This is a genomic window from Chryseobacterium sp. X308, from assembly GCF_020733145.1.
Lineage (GTDB): Bacteria > Bacteroidota > Bacteroidia > Flavobacteriales > Weeksellaceae > Chryseobacterium > Chryseobacterium cupriresistens.
Map to the genome: position 1 here is coordinate 1 of NZ_JAJFZH010000001.1, position 18,205 is coordinate 18,205.

The window sequence follows — 18,205 nt, forward strand, 5'->3', positions numbered from 1 at the left end:
TCCTACCCTAGCCCTGATAGCAATGGTTACCCCGCAGCTTGCGCCAGAGGGTGGTGGGTTTTAGGTGTGGGGGCCCTTTGGCTTCGCTCATGGTGAGAGCATTGGAGGGCGAGGGCGCGAGGAGTATAAATGGATAGCAGGAAATAGCTCCTAATAAAGTTCGAGAGTTCGAGAGTTTGAGAGTTTGAGAGGGAAGAAATTAAATGTAATGGTAAAGAGGGAATAAAAGAGGAATTTGAAATCCTGATGGATCCTCTGGAGGATATAAAAAAACATTCCGTAAGAATCCTAAATATGTGGGACTCCTACGGAATGGGGATAAAACGAAGTTATATTTCTAGTTAAGAACGTATGATGTTCCGTCTCTTCCGTCTTTTAATTCGATACCTTCTGCAAGCAGTTTATCTCTGATCTGGTCTGAAAGTTCGAAGTTTTTGGATTTTCTTGCCTGGTTTCTCAATTCGATCAAAACTTTTAAGGTCTGATCAAGTTTTTCATTGTTATTTTCTTCTACGGTCTGTAATCCCAGAACGTCGAAGATGAAAGCATTCAGTGTTGACTTTAAGTCTTCAAGATCTTCTGTTGCAATTGTTTCTTTGCCATCTTTCAGAGCAAAGATATATTTCACCGCTTCAAACAGGTGAGCAATCAGGATTGGCGAATTAAAGTCATCTGTTAATGCTTCATAGGCTTTATTTTTCCATTCTTTCAGGCTGAAACCAGATTGTTTTGAATCATCAGGGGTAATAGAAGCCAATACTTTCACAGCTTCCATTAATCTGATAAATCCTTTTTCGCTTGCTATCATGGCATCGTTTGAAATATCCAGAACGCTTCGGTAGTGCGCCTGCAGGAAGCAGAAGCGTACAATTGAAGGGTGGAACGGTTTTTCAAAGAAGTCGTTATCTCCTGTCACCAGCTGCATGGGCAGAATATAGTTTCCTGTAGATTTGCTCATACGCTGAGAATTCATCGTCAGCATATTGGCATGCATCCAGTAATTCACCGGTGCGACATCGTTGCAGGCTTTGCCTTGTGCAATTTCGCATTCGTGGTGAGGGAATTTAAGATCCATTCCTCCTCCATGGATATCGAATGTTTCACCAAGATATTTTGTACTCATTGCTGTACATTCAAGGTGCCATCCCGGAAAACCTTCTCCCCAAGGGGAATTCCATCTCATGATGTGAGCTGGAGATGCTTTTTTCCACAATGCAAAATCCTGTGGGTTTTTCTTTTCTCCTTGTCCGTCCAGGTCTCTGGTATTGGCAAAAAGCTCTTCTATATTACGTTTTGAAAGTTCACCGTAGTTCAGTCCTCTTTTGTTGTATTCTAATACATCGAAGTATACTGAACCGTTGCTTTCGTAGGCAAAACCTCTTTCAATCAGCTTTTGGGTTAATTCTATCTGCTCTACAATATGTCCTGTAGCAGTAGGTTCAATGTTTGGAGGAAGTAAGTTGAACATATCCAGTACTTTGTGGAAATCTACGGTGTATTTCTGTACAATTTCCATAGGTTCCAGCTTTTCAAGTCTGGTTTGTTTTACGAATCTGTCATTATCTACATTTCCATCATCGGTAAGGTGACCTGCATCGGTAATATTTCTTACATATCTTACTTTGTATCCCAAATGCATCAGAGTACGGTAGATAAAGTCGAAAGAAAGGAAAGTTCTTACATTTCCCAAATGTACATTACTGTACACGGTAGGTCCGCAGACATACATTCCGACATTTCCTTCCAAGATAGGTTTGAATATTTCTTTTTCCGCTGTAAGGGAGTTATATAATTTTAATTGCATTTATTTTTAAGTTAAAGATTTAATGATTTTAAAGATTCAAAATTGAGTTAAAAAATACTTTTGTCACAACAAATAATTGTCGTGATAAAAATCTTATCTGAAACTTTTTTAAATTTTATCATAATTAAATCGCTTTTAAATGATGATGCAGATGATCTACATAATCATTGATAATAAACTCCAACGTATAAACCTGCGGTTCTGTTTTGCTAGTATCACAGGTTCTTTGTAATGCTTCATCCGGGATATTTTCTACAATATGAACAATCTGATAGTTCAAGGATTTCCACAGATCAATAAGATCTGAAACAGGAACATTCTGATAGTTCTGAGCTTTCACCCAAAAGTTCTGATCATAAACGATATTCTCGTTCTCTTTGTATTGGGTTACAACAAATCTACGGATATTTGTTAAAGCACTGTCACAAAGATGGCCAATAATTTCTTTTTTGGACCATTTTTCCGGTGCATATTTGTAATTCCATTCGTCTTCAGAAATTGTCTGGAATCTCTGGAGCTCTGCATCAATAATATTTTTAAGGATCTGGTAGTTCATTGTTTATTAATCAAGCTTTGCATGACTTCCCACGTAATGTAAGAATTCCTGTCTTGTGATAGGGTTTGTTCTGAAAATACCACTGAGTTCCGCAGTAATTGTGGAGCTTGCTGTATCTTTTATTCCTCTGCAGTTGACACAAAGGTGTTTTGCATCAATAATGCAGGCTACATCTTTCGTTCCCAATGCTTCTTTCAATGCGTCTACAATCTGCATGGTAAGCCTTTCCTGAACTTGTGGTCTTTTCGCGTAATAATCAACAATTCTGTTAATTTTTGAAAGACCAATTACTTCGCCATTGGAAATATAAGCAACATGGGCTCTACCTATAATCGGTAAAAAGTGGTGCTCGCAAAAAGAGTATACCGTGATATCCTTTTCCACCAGCATCTGGCGGTATTTGTATTTGTTGGAGAAAGTGGAGATTCCTGGTTTGTTTTCAGGAAGAAGTCCTCCGAAAATCTCGTTCACATACATTTTGGCAACACGTCTTGGAGAATCTTTCAGAGAGTCATCTGTCATATCCAATCCCAACGTTTCCATAATTTCACCAAAAAGCTCAGTAATTTTTTCAATTTTTTCCTGTGGCGATTTATCAAAAGCATCTTCCCTTATAGGCGTATGTTCTTTTCCAGTGAAAATATCATCGTCGTTATCAGTAAAATCAACCATTTTTATTTAATTTGCAGCAAAAATACGGATAATATCTGTTCATCTATATTCAATTAGGATGAAAAACATTATCTTTTATAACCAGCTCAGATTAAAAAGCCTATGATTATTGTCGAAGAAGTACAAAACCAACTCCATAAAAGGGAATTTCTGGAATTCCCGGCCCGCCTTTATGAACACGACAAAAATTATATCCGGCCTTTAGATAAACATATTGAGGAGATTTTTGATCCTGCCAAGAATAAATTCTTTAAAAACGGAGAATGTAAAAGGTTTCTGTTTAAAAAGAATGGCAATACCGTTGGAAAAGTAGCTGTTTTTGTAAACGGCTGTTATGAGCAAAAGCAGCCTACGGGAGGAATTGGCTTTTTTGACTGTATTAATGATCAGGAAACTGCCAATTTTATTTTTGACCATTGTAAGGAGTGGCTTCAAAGAAAAGGAATGGAAGCAATGGACGGACCTATCAATTTTGGGGAACGGGATAAATTCTGGGGACTTTTAATTGAAGGTTTTATTGAGCCTTTATTTGGAATGAATTACAATTTCCCTTATTACAAAAATCTTTTTGAGAATTATGGGTTTCAGATTTATTTTGAGCAGCTTTGTTTTACGAGACCCATATTTGCAGAAGTCTCAAGAATCTTCACCATTGCGCATGAAAAGAACAGAAGAAATCCTGCGATTTCTGCACAATCTATGAAAAAGAATAATCTGCCGAAGTTTGCCAAAGACTTTACAGAGATTTATAATAAAGCATGGGCATCTCATGGAGAAGGAAAGCATCTTGAACAAGCAAAAGTTCTGAAGATGTTCAACACCATGAAACCTATCATCAATGAACATATCTCCTGGTTTGTATACGAAAACGAAAAGCCGATTGCGATGTGGATCAATATTCCTGATCTCAACCAGTGGTTTAAATATCTGAACGGGAAATTCGGGATTTTTCAAAAGCTTAAATTTTTGTTTTTAAAACGTTTTAAAAAGAATGAAAAAATGGTGGGGCTTGTTTTTGGTGTTGTCCCCGAATGGCAGAAGAAAGGTATTGACGGATATATGATCTGGGAAGGAACTCAGCATTTGAGAAAACATACGGATTTTACCATTACGGAGCTTCAATGGATTGGTGATTTTAATCCAAAAATGATCAAGATTGCAGAAACTCTTGACACCACAGTAACGCGCAAGCTTGCTACTTACCGGTATTTGTTTGACAGAAATAAGGAATTTGAGAGACACACTAGACTATAGTTAAATACTTTAACAAAACTTCATTATTTTAAGAATAATAATCGTATTTTTGAAAATAACTTTGAAAACTTTAATAAAACTAACAAAATGAGAAAAGTAATTATAAGTGCCTTATTGGTTGCTTCATGTATTGTATATGCACAAGATTTTACTCCTGACAACTACTCATCCGGCTACTCAAGTACAATGTCTGTAAACAGCCTTGGAGGAGATCACGCAGTATTCGGAGTACGATCAGAAAACTATGGGAGAGCATTAAAGTATGATGAAATAGCAGGTTCTCCTTATTACAATTCAGAGTTTCATCTTGCTAAAGTAGCTGAAAACTTTGAAAAAGTACCTGTAAGATACAATAGCTACAAGGATGAAGTGGAATTTCAGAAAGAAGGTAAACCATTAGTCCTGCCTAAAGATGAACAGTTTTCCAAAATTGAGATTTTATCGCCAAAAAGCACAATGGTATTATTAAAAACTAATGATGAACTGAGTGGTTATTTTTTTGAATTAGTTAATGGTAAAATACCACTTTTCAAAAAAATAAAGGTTAAATTTCAAGATGCCATCCCTGCAGCCAATTCATATGCAACTGATAAAGCGGCTTTTTTTAAAACATTAGATCCTGTTTACTATATCAAAACAGAATCAGGATATATTAAAAAACCAAAGAAAATAAAAGATATTACAGAGGCCTTCCCTGCAAAAAAGGATGAAATTGAAAACTTTGCAAAATCTAACAATATTAAAATCAACAAAGAAGAAGACCTCATCAAATTGGTTAAGTTCTTAAATCAATAAAAAAAATAAACCCCTGTGAAATTCACAGGGGTTCCTTCATTTTGGTACTTTTATTAGAATAGCTCACCGGCTACTTTTTTAATATTATCACTTTTCCCCATTGAGTAAAAGTGCAGAACAGGAACTCCAAAATCCAGCAATTCTTTGCATTGCGCAATGGACCATTCTATTCCGATCTGTTTTACGGCTTCATTATTCTTTGCATTTTCCACTTCATTGATGAGTTCTTCGGGAAGGTCTATTTTGAATACCTGTGGCAGGATTTTCAAATGTTTCTTTGTTGCAATAGGTTTGATTCCCGGAATAATCGGAACCGTAATTCCCATTTCTCTTGCTTTCTGAACGAATTCAATATACTTTTTATTGTCAAAAAACATCTGCGTAACGATATAATCTGCTCCGGCATCTACTTTTTGTTTCAGCCATTTAAGGTCATAGTTCATGGAAGGGGCTTCCATGTGTTTTTCGGGATATCCAGCAACACCGATGCAGAATTTGTTCAGTTCATCACAAACCTGTTCTTCGTTATGAAGATATTTCCCTCTTCCCAGATCATTAATCTGGTTGACAAGATCCATTGCACTGGCGTGTCCTCCCTGAGTAGGTTCAAAATATTGATGCCCTTTCATGGCATCACCTCTTAAAGCCATTACATTATCTATTCCAAGATACATACAATCTACCAGCAGATATTCTGTTTCTTCTTTTGTAAATCCTCCGCAAAGAAGGTGTGGCACTGTATCAACATTATATTTATGCTGAATGGCTGCACAAATCCCCAGTGTTCCCGGGCGCATTCTTGTAATACGTCGTTCCATCAAGCCATTTCCTTTGTCCAGATAGATATATTCTTCTCTGGATGTGGTAACATCAATGAAAGGAGGTTTGAACTCCATCAACGGATCTATGTTCGTATAAAGATCTTCAATACCTATTCCCTTTTGTGGTGGAACAACTTCTAAGGAGAATAAAGTTTTTCCATTTGCGTTTTTAATGTGTTCTGTTATCTTCATGTTAATGTTAATCTGCTAAATTGGGTGACAACCATTTTTTCGCTTCCTGGATGCTACAACCTCTTCTTGCTGCATAATCTTCAAGCTGGTCTTCTGTAATTTTTCCTAATCCGAAATATTTGGCATGCGGGCTTCCGAAATAATATCCGGAAACAGATGCTGTTGGGAACATGGCAAGGCTTTCTGTAAGGAAAACCCCAGTATTCTCTTCTACTTTTAAAAGATCCCAGATGGTTTTCTTCTCCAGATGGTCCGGGCATGCCGGATACCCCGGAGCCGGACGGATTCCTTTATATTTTTCGGCAATAAGCTCTTCGTTGCTTAAGTTTTCCTGATTGGCATATCCCCAGTATTCTGTTCTGACTTTTTTATGTAAGAATTCGGCATAAGCTTCTGCAAAACGGTCTGCCAAAGCTTTGACCATGATAGAATTGTAATCATCATTGGCTTTTTCGTATTCCGCAGACAGCTCATCGGTTCCAAATCCTGTGGTTACACAAAAAGCTCCCACATAATCGGTTTTTCCAGAGCTTTGAGGAGCAATGAAATCACTGAGTGCCAGATAGTCTTTTCCTTTTGATCTTTGGGCCTGCTGTCTTAGAGTTAAAAATTTTGCCTGCTCATTATTATTTTCATCAAAAATTAAAATATCATCAGATTCATTGGAATTGGCTTTAAAGATTCCGAAGATGGCTTTTGCGGTTAACAGTTTCTCATCCAGAATTCTACTCAAAATAACCTGAGCATCTTTGAATAGTTCTTTCGCCTGAACTCCTACCACCTCATCTTCCAGAATATTCGGGTATTTTCCGTGAAGATCCCAGCTTCTGAAAAACGGAGACCAGTCGATGAAAGGAAGAAGTTCTCTCAGATCCTGATTTTCAATTACTTTTATCCCAAGATGATTCGGTGTGAAAATTTCTTCTTTTTCCCAGTCAATTTTAAAGTGATTTTCCCTTGCTTCTTTAATGGAAACATAATCTTTATCCACCTGTCTGTTCAGAAACTTTTCTCTGAAATCAGAGTAGTCATTCTTTAAATCCAAAACATATTCTTTATTTCTGTCACCCAGCAATGAGCTTACCACGTTTACCGCTCTTGAAGCATCATTCACATGAACGACAGCATTTTTATATTTCAAATCGATTTTGACTGCGGTATGTGCTTTTGACGTTGTAGCACCACCGATTAATAATGGAAAATCTAAATTCTGTCTTTCTAATTCTGAAGCGATGTACACCATTTCATCCAAACTTGGGGTAATCAGTCCGCTTAGTCCAATAACATCTACTTTTTCTTCAATGGCAGTCTGAATAATCTTTTCGGCGGGAACCATTACACCAAGGTCAACAATTTCATAGTTGTTACAACCTAAAACGACACTCACAATATTTTTACCGATATCATGTACGTCTCCTTTTACCGTTGCCATTAAGATTTTTCCGTTAGCAGGTTTTGTTCCGTCTTTTTCTGCTTCAATGAAAGGCTGTAAATAAGCTACTGCCTTTTTCATTACCCTTGCGGATTTTACTACCTGTGGAAGAAACATTTTTCCACTTCCGAATAAATCTCCTACCACTCCCATTCCGGTCATCAGATTCACTTCGATGACGTGAAGTGGTCTTTCTGCCAATTGTCTTGCTTCTTCTACATCTTCTTCAATAAAACGGTCGATTCCTTTTACCAAAGCATGGGTAATCCTTTCCTGTAGGGGATTGTTTCTCCATTCTAAGTCTTCAGTTTTTTCTTTCTTAACTGATTTATGCTTTTCAGAATAGTCGAGAAGTCTTTCTGTAGCATCTTCTCTTTTATCCAGAATTACATCTTCTACCAGCTCCAGCAATTCTTTATTGATTTCATCATAAACCTCCAGCATAGCCGGATTTACAATACCGATGTTCATTCCTGCCTGAATCGCGTGATAAAGGAAAACAGAATGCATGGCTTCTCTTACCGTATCATTTCCACGGAAGGAGAAGGAAACATTACTCACTCCTCCACTCACGGATGCGTATGGAAGGTTTTGTCTTACCCAGCGTGTAGCTTCAATAAAGTCGATGGCATTTCTTCTGTGCTCATCCATCCCAGTTGCTACCGGGAAGATATTTAAGTCGAAAATGATATCTTCTGCGGGGAAACCAATCTGGTTTACCAAAATATCATAGGACCGTTTTGAGATTTCAATTCTTCGTTCAAGATTGTCAGCCTGCCCTACCTCATCAAATGCCATTACAATGACAGCTGCACCATACCTTTTGATGGCCTTGGCATGTTTGATAAATTCTCCCTCGCCTTCCTTTAAGCTGATGGAATTCACGACACATTTTCCCTGAGCTACCTGAAGACCTGCTTCAAGGATCTCCCATTTGGAAGAATCTACCATAATCGGGATTCTTGCAATATCCGGTTCCGAGGCAATTAAGTTCAGGAATTTGATCATGGATGCTTTTCCATCAATCAAACCATCATCAAAGTTAACATCCAGAATCTGAGCACCTCCTTCTACCTGATGGCGGGCAATATCTAATGCTTCAGAGAATTTCTCCTCTTTAATCAGTCTTAAAAATTTTTTGGAACCGGCAACATTCGTTCTTTCACCAACGTTGATGAAATTACTTTCCGGGGTTATGATAAGAGGCTCGAGGCCTGATAATCTTAAATACTTCATTTTATTCTTCTAAAATATAGTAGGCATTATTGGCATTCTGCTTCAATAAATCCCTATGCTTACTTAAAGCCGTAATCAGCGGAAATCTTTTGTATGCTAAACCATGTTCTTTAGCAAATTCTTCAATCTCCTCTGTAATTTCATTATAATACATATAACTGTAATTGGGAAACAGATGGTGAGCAACGTGAAAATTGAAATTTCCCAACACATTTCTTACAAACCAGTTATTTTCTTTGAGATCATTGGTTACTTCCAACTGGTGGCGAAGCCAGCTAAACGGCAGACCATTCTCTTTATTTAATTTTGGAAAGGCATTATCAGGAAGCGGATGCAAAGGCAGTAAAACAAACAATGCAAAAATACTTGCTGATATCACCTGTAAAAACCACGCTCCTAAAGCCAGTCCTATTGATACTTTAAAGAACACTACAGGAACCACGATCTGATAAAAGAAATAGAACAGCTTATAGCTTATCATTTTTACTTTTTCAATGGTGGGTATCTTTCCCTGGGTTTTTAAAATCACCCTTTCTTTATCAAAAAAGTCTCTGAAGTCTCTTATAAACATCCAGTTGAACAAATACAACGGATATACTAAAAAGAAAAACTTATCCTGATACTTCTGTATACCTTTCGCTTTGATCCACGGTACGATTAAAAGCAGTCCGCTCTGTTCTATATCCGTGTCCCATCCATCTACATTAGGATAGGCGTGATGGCTTGCGATATGTCTTTTTTTCCAGATATAGGAGTTGGCTCCTATAAAATCAAAAATGTGAAGAATCAGCCCATTGAGTCTTTTACTCTTATAAATGTTATTATGGGCCGCTTCGTGGATTAAGTTTAAATAAATCAAAACCAGAGAGATTCCCATTAAAACAAAACTCAGAATATAGATCCAGTGTTTTTCAGCATTCAAAAGAGCCAGAACATATAATCCCAGATAGATCATCGGCAGAATAACTGCTTTAATCTGAATATAGATGTCCCTGTTTTCAGAAATCCCTTCCACCCTTTGGTTTACTTTCTTCCTCAACTCATTAAAAAGCTTAACATCTTCTGAATCTTTTAAGTAAATCGGCTTTTCCATTACATTAAATTTTGTGGTTTATTTAAAGATAATATTTATAACCGAGCCTTCATTCTTGATTTTAATTAAAAAAATCTATCAAATCAGACAAATTCTTTCAATTTTCTAGGCGGATAATCTTTCACCAGATCTGCAATCGCCCTGATATGCTCAGGGGTAGTTCCGCAGCATCCTCCAATAATATTGATTAATCCTTTCTCTACATATTCTTTAATCTGTCTTGCCATGTCCTCAGGAGTTTCATCATATTTTCCGAAAGCATTTGGTAAACCGGCATTCGGGTATGCTGAAACATAGAATTCTGAATTATGAGCCAGTGTTTCAAGGTAAGGTGTCAGCTGATCTGCTCCCAATGCACAGTTGAAACCTACGCTTAGTAAGTTCAGGTGGGAAACTGAGATCAGAAAAGCTTCCGCGGTCTGTCCACTCAATGTTCTTCCTGAAGCATCTGTAATAGTTCCTGAAACCATAATTGGAATCTTAATTCCTCTTTCATCCTGCAGTTCATCAATCGCAAATAAAGCTGCTTTCGCATTCAGTGTATCAAAGATGGTTTCTACCAGAAGAATATCTGAACCTCCATCCAGCAGCGCTTCACATTGCTGCTTGTATGCTACTCTCAATTCTTCAAAAGTAATGGCTCTGTATCCCGGATCATTTACATCCGGACTTAAACTTGCGGTTCTGTTGGTAGGTCCGATAGATCCTGCGACGAATCTCGGTTTATCCGGATTTTTTGCAGTGTATTCATCACAGGCTTTTCTGGCAATTTTTGCTGACTCATAGTTCAGGTCGTATACCAGATCTTCCATATGATAATCTGCCATGGCAATCGTAGTTCCTGAGAACGTATTGGTTTCAATGATGTCTGCTCCGGCTTCCAGATATTTCTTGTGAACTTCTTCAATCGCCTGAGGCTGTGTCAGAGAAAGCAGGTCATTGTTTCCTTTTACCGGATGTTCCCAGTCTTTGAAGCGCTCCCCACGGTAATCTTCTTCTTCGAATTTGTATCTCTGAAGCATGGTACCCATCGCTCCGTCAAGAATTAAAATTCTTTCGGATAAAGCTTTATATAATTGTTCTGAATTTTTCATTTTAATCTTTTTTGGCTAAAACCAGTTGCTATTTGGATTAATCCAAAGCTTGTTTTAAATCTGCAATGATATCATCCACATTTTCCAATCCTACTGAACAACGTACCAGTCCTGCAGTAATACCTACTTCATTTCTTTCTTCGTCTGACAGTTTGGAGTGTGTCGTGGATGCCGGGTGCGTAACGATCGTTCTTGTATCCCCTAAGTTGGCGGACAATGAACACATTTGTATCTTGTCTAAAAAGTTTCTTCCTCCTTCTATTCCTCCTTTTATTTCAAAGGCTACGATATTTCCTCCAAGTTTCATCTGCTTTCTGGCTACTTCATAGCTTGGATGGGATTTCAGGAATGGATATTTTACCAGTTCAACATTTGGATGGCTTTCTAAAAACTCCGCTACTTTCAAGGCATTCTCACAATGCTTTTCTACACGGATAGCCAATGTTTCCAAACTTTTTGATAATACCCAGGCGTTGAAAGGAGACAATGCAGGCCCTGTATTTCTTGCGAAAAGATAAATTTCTCTGATCAGGTCTTCTTTTCCTACCGCTATTCCTCCTAAAACTCTTCCTTGTCCGTCAATCAGTTTCGTTGCTGAGTGTACAACAATATCTGCACCATATTTGATAGGCTGCTGAAGATAAGGTGTTGCAAAACAGTTATCTACAATGAAAATAAGGTTGTGTTTTTTTGCAATTTGTCCGAAAAACTCCAGATCCAGAATTTCGATAGCCGGATTGGTAGGAGTTTCAAGGTATAAGATCTTTGTATTAGGTTTGATGTATTGCTCCACATTCGCTGCATCTTCTGCCTTGAAATAAGAAGTTTCAATATTCCATTTCGGGAAATATTTGGTAAACAAAGTGTGTGTCGACCCGAACACCGACTGGCAGCTTACGATATGATCACCAGCATTCAATAACGCCGCAAATGTAGAATAGATGGCGGCCATTCCTGTCGCAAAGGCATATCCCGCTTCTGCACCTTCCATTTTAGCAATCTTATCTGTAAATTCTGTTACATTAGGATTGGAAAAACGGCTGTATAAGTTTTTTGGTTTTTCTTCTGCAAAGCTTGCTCTCATATCCTCCGCATCCTGAAATATAAAACTGGAGGTAAGATATAATGGTGTAGAATGTTCGTCAAACTGGGTTCTTTCAGTCTGGGTTCTTATTGCTGATGTTTCAAAATTTTCCATATAGTTTTAATTTGTCAATTTAACAGTATATCAATAAGATTCTTCGCTATGCTCAGAATGACAAACTGTTACATTGATACACTGTTACATTAAATATTATTTGGTTTCACTTACTCTTAAAATATCTCCGAATACTCCTCTTGCGGTTACCTTTGCACCAGCTCCGGCTCCCATAATCACGATTGGATTTTCTCCATAGCTTTCTGTGTAGATTTCAAAGATGGAGTCTGAACCTTTCAGTTGTCCCAATGCTGAAGTTGCAGGAACAGAAACCAGTTTTACATCCAGTTCACCTTTATCTTTCTGTAAATCTCCGTGTAGATCTCCCACATATCTCAATACATGTCCGGGCTCCTGGTTTTCTTTTATTTTCTGATATTCTTCGTCCAGTTCTTCCAGTCTTGAAAGGAATTCTGATTTTGAAACCTCCAGTAAGCTTTCCGGAACCAGGTTTTGAATATTGATATCTCCGAACTCGTTGATTAAGTCTAATTCCCTCGCCAGGATCAATAATTTTCGTGCTACATCATTTCCTGATAAATCTTCTCTCGGATCCGGTTCTGTGTATCCTTTTTCCAAAGCTTCGTTGATGATGGTTGAAAATTTATCATCTCTCAAAGAAAAATTATTGAACACATAGCTCAATGTTCCTGAGAATACGCCTTTGATTCTTGTGATATTTTCTCCTGAAAGGTGCAGTAATTTGATGGTATCAATTAAAGGTAATCCAGCCCCAACATTGGTTTCATACAGGTAACGTCTGTTATTTTTATTCAACGTATATCTTAGTTTTCTGTATTCTTCTATCGGAAGGGTATTGAAAATCTTGTTGGAAGAAACCAGATCGAAACCGTTTTCTGCCAGGGCATGATAGTTTTTAACAAAATCTTTGCTTGCTGTGTTATCCACAACGATCAGATTTTCCAGTTGATTTTCGTTGGAGAAATTAATCAGTTCTTCAACATTTGACGGCCGTTCTGCTGTTAAAACCTCATCGCCCCAATTGGCATCAAACCCTTTTTTATTGAAGGCAATTTTCTTTGAATTGGCTACCGCAACTACTTTAAGGTCTATTTTTTTACGTTTTTTAATTTCTTCTGCAGATTCAAGTACCTGTTCTATCAAGGTTTTACCTACGTTTCCGTGACCAATAATTGCCAGATGAACGGTCTTTGGCTTTTTGAAAATTTCAGATTCTATGATATTTCTTGTTTTTTCATCCTGCGAAGAGGTCACTACGATATTGACTCTGTTTTCTCCTGCCACCTGATTTAAAAGTAACGGGAAAACATTATTTCTTGCCAGCTCAGCAAAAACTTTATTGAAATCTTCTGCTACAAAACCAATCACAGAAACATTATTGATACTATAAATCTGAGAAACTTTTCCTGATTTTCTTTCTGCTTCAAATTCATCGATAAGACAAGCCACTGCCTTCTCTGCATCATTTTCATGAACCAGAATAGAGATTCCGTTTTCTACGGCCTGCTGAGAGATTACTCCTACACTGATACGCGCCAAAGTAAGCGCTTTAAAAATTCGTCCGTCAATCCCGATTTCTCCCAGGAAATCTTCTCCTTCAAATTTGACGATTGATCTGTTCTTCAAAAATTTTATTTCGTTAGCATTTTTCATTACTTCTATAAAATGTTTTTAATGATATTATTTAATTGTTGATATTCCATTAGGAAGGCATCATGCCCATGTATAGATTGGATCTCGTGATAAGAAACATCTTTATTTTTCTCTTTTAAGTTTTCAAAACACATTCGGATTTCAGAAGCCGGGAAAAATAAATCTGTATCTACGGAGATCATGTGCATTCGTGCCTGAATGTTCTCCAGTGCTGTATCAGCAGCATTTATATTCATTAAGAGATGATTCATCAATTTGTAAGCTTTTAAACTAAATCTTTCGTTTAGTGCATTACCATGATAAACCAGCCAGTCTTCTGATTCCAGGCGTTGTTTTTCCTGATTATATTGGTTTTGAAATCTGTCATTGAGCGACTGTGGAGTTCTGTAACACAACATAGCATGAATTCTTGCCTTCTGTAATGGTTCTTCCTTATCATTTAATAAAAATTTCTGAACCAGACACTGTGCATGAAGCCAGTCGTGCGTTCTGTAATCGCAGGCAATAGGAATAAAAATCTCCGCAAGATCCGGCTGCTGGGCCAGCATTTCCCAGGCAATTCCTCCTCCCAGAGAGCTTCCCATAATGGCATATAAGTTTTTGATCTGTAAAACTTCAAGCCCTTTCAGAAATATCGCAGCGATATCTGAAGGAGTAAAGTCTTCATAATCTTCAATTAAAAAATCGTCGTATCCGTTTCCTGGTATATTGAAGCACAGAACGGTATATTGATCGGTATCAACAATCTGATTTTTTCCTACCAGCTGTTTCCACCAGCCTTTTTCTCCGGATACATTTGAGTTTCCGGTAAGAGCATGGTTGATTAAGATAACTGGGGCTGTAAACAGATCTTTCCCAAAGAGCTGATAGCTCAACGGGATATGGTATTCCTTTTGGGAATGAGTTTGATAAGAAAGATTAATATAGTTTAGTTCTGTTTTCAATTCTATTAAATTTTAATACAATTGAAAATGCCACAGGAAATGGCTGAAAAAGAACTTCAGTGAGTTATCTGTCCAAAATTATTTGGTAGAACGTAGCACCTTCTTTGCTTGCGCAAAGGGTTGCTAAGGTTTCATAGGGTCTAATCCCTCAACCTTTCTTGATAACATTTTCAATATTTGAATGAACGAATGGTGCAAAGGTAGTTCTTTTCTTTTAATTTCAAAAAAAAATTATTTTAATATTTAAAAAAGCCCTTAAATACAAGTATTCCAAGACCATATTAATAATTGTTCAGATGAAAAAAATTGGAATTACTTCTCAAAAAAACTAACTTCGTATTGAAAAATGATGCCATATGACCGCCGAAAAAGATAGATTACAAGATACCAAATGGAAAAACTGGGGACCTTATGTAAGCAACCGGCAGTGGGGAAATGTACGTGAAGATTATAGCCCGAACGGGAATGCCTGGAATTTTACCAATCATAATAATGCCGAAAGCTACGCCTACCGCTGGGGCGAAGAAGGTATTGCCGGAATTTCTGATGTAAAGCAGCTTTTATGCTTTGCTTTTTCGTTCTGGAACAAGAAAGATAAAATGGTAAAAGAACGATTCTTTGGCTTGAGCAATCCTCAGGGAAACCATGGGGAAGACATCAAAGAAATCTTTTATTACCTGGATAATACGCCTACCCACAGCTATATGAAAATGCTGTATAAGTACCCGATCAATGAGTTTCCTTATGATGATATTCTAACCGAAAATGGAAAACGCAGCAAAAAGGAGCCTGAGTATGAGCTTTTCGACACCGGGATTTTTGATAATGATGAGTATTTCGATATTTTCATTGAATACTGTAAGGCTGATCACAATGATATTCTGGCCAGGGTAACGGTCTGTAACCGAAGCCAGCATGAGGCACCTATTGTGGTGGCACCTACAGCATGGTTCAGAAATAACTGGAAATGGGGATACAACACCTATAAGGCAGAACTCAATGCTTCTCATGACGGAAGTATCAATATTGCCCACGACAGTATTTCGATCAGGAAGCTGTATTCCAGAAATTCAAATGCACAAAGTGTATTTTGTGATAATGAAACCAATACTTCTAAGCTTTACGGAGCTCCTGCAGTTGAAAACACCTATTTCAAAGACGGAATCAATAATTATATTATCCATCAAACGGATACGGTAAACCCTGAAAAAAAGGGGACAAAAGCTTCTTTCCTGATCGATGAGCTTATCGGAGCCGGAGAATCAAAGGTTTTTGAATTCAGATTGTGCCCGGATGAAGCCGATGAGCCTTTTGAAAACTTTGATGAAATTTTCAATGCCCGGCAGACTGAAGCTGAAGAGTTTTATCAGGAAATTCAGAGTGATACCGTTAACGAAGATGAGAGAAATGTACAGAGACAGGCTTTTGCCGGGCTTCTCTGGAACAAACAGTTTTATCATTATAATATCGGAAAATGGCTGAAAGGTGATCCTAATTTTGAAGCGCCAAGAAATTTCAATGAATATGTAAGAAATACAGAGTGGAATCATCTGCATAACAAGGATATTATTTCCATGCCTGATAAATGGGAATATCCATGGTATGCAACGTGGGACCTGGCGTTTCACTGTGTTCCTTTTTCCATCATCGATGCAGAGTTTGCCAAGGGACAGCTGTTACTGCTTACGAAAGAATGGTATATGCACCCTAACGGACAGCTTCCTGCGTATGAGTGGAATATGAGTGATGTGAATCCGCCGGTGCACGCATGGTCTTGTTTCCGTGTTTTTAAAATTGATGAAAAAAATAACGGAAAGCCGGATTTATTATTCTTAGAAAAAGTGTTCCAGAAACTCCTGCTCAATTTCACGTGGTGGGTGAACCGAAAGGATAAAAACGGAAAAAATATTTTCGGTGGAGGTTTCCTGGGTCTCGATAATATCGGAGCTTTTGACCGGAATATGGTTTTAAAGGATGGCCAGCACCTCGAACAGGCAGACGGAACCAGCTGGATGGCCATGTATGCATTGAATATGATGCGTATTGCGATGGAACTTGCCCAATATTATCAGGTGTATGAAGATATGGCCATCAAGTTTTTTGAACATTATCTTTATATCGCTGAGGCTATGGAAAATCTTGGTGAAGGCACAAAAGGGCTTTGGAATGAAGAAGATGGATTTTTCTATGATGTATTGCAGCTTGGAAACGGAGACAGTGTTTCTTTGAGATTAAGAAGTATTGTTGGTTTGATCCCCATGTTTGCTGTTGAAATTGTAGACCATCGCTTACTGGAAAAGATGCCGAATTTCAGAACCCGAATGGAGTGGATCTTAAAAAATAAACCGGAGCTTACCAAACTCGTTTCCCATTGGGACGAGGAAGGACACGGACGCAAACACCTGATGAGCATACTTCGTAAAAACAGACTGACAAAAGTTCTGACCAGAATGCTTGATGAAAACGAGTTCCTGAGTTCTTACGGAATCCGCGCCATGTCTAAGGTATATGAAGAAAATCCCTTTATCTTTTCTGTGCACGGAACTGAAAATATGGTCTACTATACACCTGCCGAAAGTGACAGCCGGATGTTTGGCGGAAACAGCAACTGGCGAGGTCCCATCTGGTTTCCTATCAATTTCCTGATTGTGGAAAGTCTGCAGCGCTTCCATTATTATTATGGAAACAGTCTGAAAGTAGAACTTCCAACAGGCAGCGGTGATAAAAGAAACCTGGATGAAGTAGCCCAGAATATCAGCAAAAGACTCTGCTCAATATTTTTAAAGGATGAACATGGCCAAAGGGCGTTCAATGGAGGGAATCCAAAGTTCAATTATGATGAGCATTTCAGAGATTATATAACCTTCTTTGAGTATTTCCATGGTGATAACGGCCGTGGTGTGGGTGCTTCTCACCAGACAGGATGGACAGCCACTGTAGCAAAACTGATAAAACCAAGGCTCACCTTTTAATAAGCAATGAGTAATTGGTAATGAGTAATATAAAAGCCGGATGAAACATCCGGCTTTTCCTATTTTATATAAGAGATTAAATTTTTTCTCCGTTCACAAATACTTCGTATCCGATTTCCACATTCGGTTCTAATGTTTTTGATACGGAACAGTATTTTTCAAAAGAAAGCTCTGCGGCCTTTAATGCTTTTTTAGGATCAATTTCTCCTTCCAGAAGGAATTTAACTTTAATTGATTTAAAAGGTTTCGCATCTTCTACCTGTACTCTCTCTCCTTCTACCTCTGCCTGAAAGCTTCTGATCTCCTGACGCTGCTTCTTTAAAATAGAAACTACATCAATTCCGCTGCAGCCTGCCACAGCCATCAGTACACTTTCCATTGGGGAAACCCCTTTTGCTCCCGGCTGGGAAGTATTATCCAAAAGAATAGAATTTCCCTGAGCATTTGTACATTCAAATAAAAAATCGTCGTTTATTCTGTTAAGTGTAATTTTCATTGCTTATTGCT

Annotated in this window: 14 protein-coding genes and 1 riboswitch; of the genes, 3 read left to right on the forward strand and 11 right to left on the reverse strand. The window is 37.9% G+C overall.

The window, feature by feature from the left end; translation table 11 throughout:
- Positions 1–337 precede the first annotated feature (337 nt).
- The 3 genes from cysS to folE all read right to left on the reverse strand — a co-directional run bounded on the left by cysS (position 338) and on the right by folE (position 3,032).
- Positions 338–1,804: a cysteine--tRNA ligase gene (cysS, locus tag LIV57_RS00005; protein ID WP_227940827.1), complete on the reverse strand. Its 1,467-nt coding sequence runs from the start codon at positions 1,802–1,804 to the stop codon at positions 338–340.
- Between the two features lie 124 nt (positions 1,805–1,928).
- Positions 1,929–2,360: a DinB family protein gene (locus tag LIV57_RS00010; RefSeq protein ID WP_227940829.1), complete on the reverse strand. Its 432-nt coding sequence runs from the start codon at positions 2,358–2,360 to the stop codon at positions 1,929–1,931.
- A 6-nt stretch (positions 2,361–2,366) separates the two neighbouring features.
- Positions 2,367–3,032 (reverse strand): GTP cyclohydrolase I FolE, encoded by a 666-nt coding sequence (folE, locus tag LIV57_RS00015; protein WP_002983392.1) that lies wholly within the window; start codon positions 3,030–3,032, stop codon positions 2,367–2,369.
- A 102-nt stretch (positions 3,033–3,134) separates the two neighbouring features.
- Between folE and LIV57_RS00020 the strand changes: the two genes are divergently transcribed.
- A complete protein-coding gene (locus LIV57_RS00020) occupies positions 3,135–4,286 on the forward strand; it encodes a hypothetical protein (protein WP_227940831.1) in 1,152 nt (383 codons plus the stop codon).
- A gap of 87 nt (positions 4,287–4,373) precedes the next feature.
- Positions 4,374–5,081: a hypothetical protein gene (locus LIV57_RS00025; protein ID WP_227940832.1), complete on the forward strand. Its 708-nt coding sequence runs from the start codon at positions 4,374–4,376 to the stop codon at positions 5,079–5,081.
- Positions 5,082–5,134: 53 nt separating this feature from the next.
- Here LIV57_RS00025 and metF read toward each other — a convergent pair whose 3' ends face one another.
- The 7 genes from metF to LIV57_RS00060 all read right to left on the reverse strand — a co-directional run bounded on the left by metF (position 5,135) and on the right by LIV57_RS00060 (position 14,726).
- Positions 5,135–6,094, reverse strand: a complete 960-nt coding sequence (metF, locus tag LIV57_RS00030; RefSeq protein WP_110008601.1) for a methylenetetrahydrofolate reductase [NAD(P)H] — start codon at positions 6,092–6,094, stop codon at positions 5,135–5,137.
- A 7-nt stretch (positions 6,095–6,101) separates the two neighbouring features.
- Complete coding sequence (gene metH / locus LIV57_RS00035; RefSeq protein ID WP_227940835.1) at positions 6,102–8,762, reverse strand: methionine synthase; 2,661 nt, start codon at positions 8,760–8,762, stop codon at positions 6,102–6,104.
- A 1-nt stretch (position 8,763) separates the two neighbouring features.
- Positions 8,764–9,855, reverse strand: coding sequence for a fatty acid desaturase family protein (locus tag LIV57_RS00040; protein WP_227940837.1), 1,092 nt, complete (start codon positions 9,853–9,855; stop codon positions 8,764–8,766).
- An 83-nt stretch (positions 9,856–9,938) separates the two neighbouring features.
- Positions 9,939–10,949, reverse strand: coding sequence for a homocysteine S-methyltransferase family protein (locus LIV57_RS00045; RefSeq protein WP_202840782.1), 1,011 nt, complete (start codon positions 10,947–10,949; stop codon positions 9,939–9,941).
- 37 nt (positions 10,950–10,986) lie between these two features.
- Positions 10,987–12,147, reverse strand: a complete 1,161-nt coding sequence (locus tag LIV57_RS00050; protein WP_110008597.1) for an O-succinylhomoserine sulfhydrylase — start codon at positions 12,145–12,147, stop codon at positions 10,987–10,989.
- A 96-nt stretch (positions 12,148–12,243) separates the two neighbouring features.
- A complete protein-coding gene (locus LIV57_RS00055) occupies positions 12,244–13,782 on the reverse strand; it encodes an ACT domain-containing protein (RefSeq protein ID WP_227940838.1) in 1,539 nt (512 codons plus the stop codon).
- A gap of 5 nt (positions 13,783–13,787) precedes the next feature.
- Positions 13,788–14,726 carry an alpha/beta fold hydrolase gene (locus LIV57_RS00060; protein ID WP_227940839.1) on the reverse strand — a complete coding sequence of 313 codons (939 nt, stop codon included), beginning with the start codon at positions 14,724–14,726 and terminating at the stop codon, positions 13,788–13,790.
- A 61-nt stretch (positions 14,727–14,787) separates the two neighbouring features.
- A riboswitch (SAM riboswitch) is annotated at positions 14,788–14,894 on the reverse strand.
- Positions 14,895–15,082: 188 nt separating this feature from the next.
- Between LIV57_RS00060 and LIV57_RS00065 the strand changes: the two genes are divergently transcribed.
- Positions 15,083–17,698, forward strand: coding sequence for an MGH1-like glycoside hydrolase domain-containing protein (locus LIV57_RS00065; RefSeq protein WP_227940840.1), 2,616 nt, complete (start codon positions 15,083–15,085; stop codon positions 17,696–17,698).
- A 76-nt stretch (positions 17,699–17,774) separates the two neighbouring features.
- Here LIV57_RS00065 and LIV57_RS00070 read toward each other — a convergent pair whose 3' ends face one another.
- A complete protein-coding gene (locus LIV57_RS00070; protein WP_227940841.1) occupies positions 17,775–18,194 on the reverse strand; it encodes an OsmC family protein in 420 nt (139 codons plus the stop codon).
- Positions 18,195–18,205 lie beyond the last annotated feature (11 nt).

Excerpts from the sequence above, each read along its gene's own strand:
- cysS (WP_227940827.1), bottom strand. The coding sequence starts at position 1,804 with ATGCAATTAAAATTATATAACTCCCTTACAGCGGAAAAAGAAATATTC.
- LIV57_RS00010 (WP_227940829.1), bottom strand. The coding sequence starts at position 2,360 with ATGAACTACCAGATCCTTAAAAATATTATTGATGCAGAGCTCCAGAGA.
- folE (WP_002983392.1), bottom strand. The coding sequence starts at position 3,032 with ATGGTTGATTTTACTGATAACGACGATGATATTTTCACTGGAAAAGAA.
- LIV57_RS00020 (WP_227940831.1), top strand. The coding sequence starts at position 3,135 with ATGATTATTGTCGAAGAAGTACAAAACCAACTCCATAAAAGGGAATTT.
- LIV57_RS00025 (WP_227940832.1), top strand. The coding sequence starts at position 4,374 with ATGAGAAAAGTAATTATAAGTGCCTTATTGGTTGCTTCATGTATTGTA.
- metF (WP_110008601.1), bottom strand. The coding sequence starts at position 6,094 with ATGAAGATAACAGAACACATTAAAAACGCAAATGGAAAAACTTTATTC.
- metH (WP_227940835.1), bottom strand. The coding sequence starts at position 8,762 with ATGAAGTATTTAAGATTATCAGGCCTCGAGCCTCTTATCATAACCCCG.
- LIV57_RS00040 (WP_227940837.1), bottom strand. The coding sequence starts at position 9,855 with ATGGAAAAGCCGATTTACTTAAAAGATTCAGAAGATGTTAAGCTTTTT.
- LIV57_RS00045 (WP_202840782.1), bottom strand. The coding sequence starts at position 10,949 with ATGAAAAATTCAGAACAATTATATAAAGCTTTATCCGAAAGAATTTTA.
- LIV57_RS00050 (WP_110008597.1), bottom strand. The coding sequence starts at position 12,147 with ATGGAAAATTTTGAAACATCAGCAATAAGAACCCAGACTGAAAGAACC.
- LIV57_RS00055 (WP_227940838.1), bottom strand. The coding sequence starts at position 13,782 with ATGAAAAATGCTAACGAAATAAAATTTTTGAAGAACAGATCAATCGTC.
- LIV57_RS00065 (WP_227940840.1), top strand. The coding sequence starts at position 15,083 with ATGACCGCCGAAAAAGATAGATTACAAGATACCAAATGGAAAAACTGG.
- LIV57_RS00070 (WP_227940841.1), bottom strand. The coding sequence starts at position 18,194 with ATGAAAATTACACTTAACAGAATAAACGACGATTTTTTATTTGAATGT.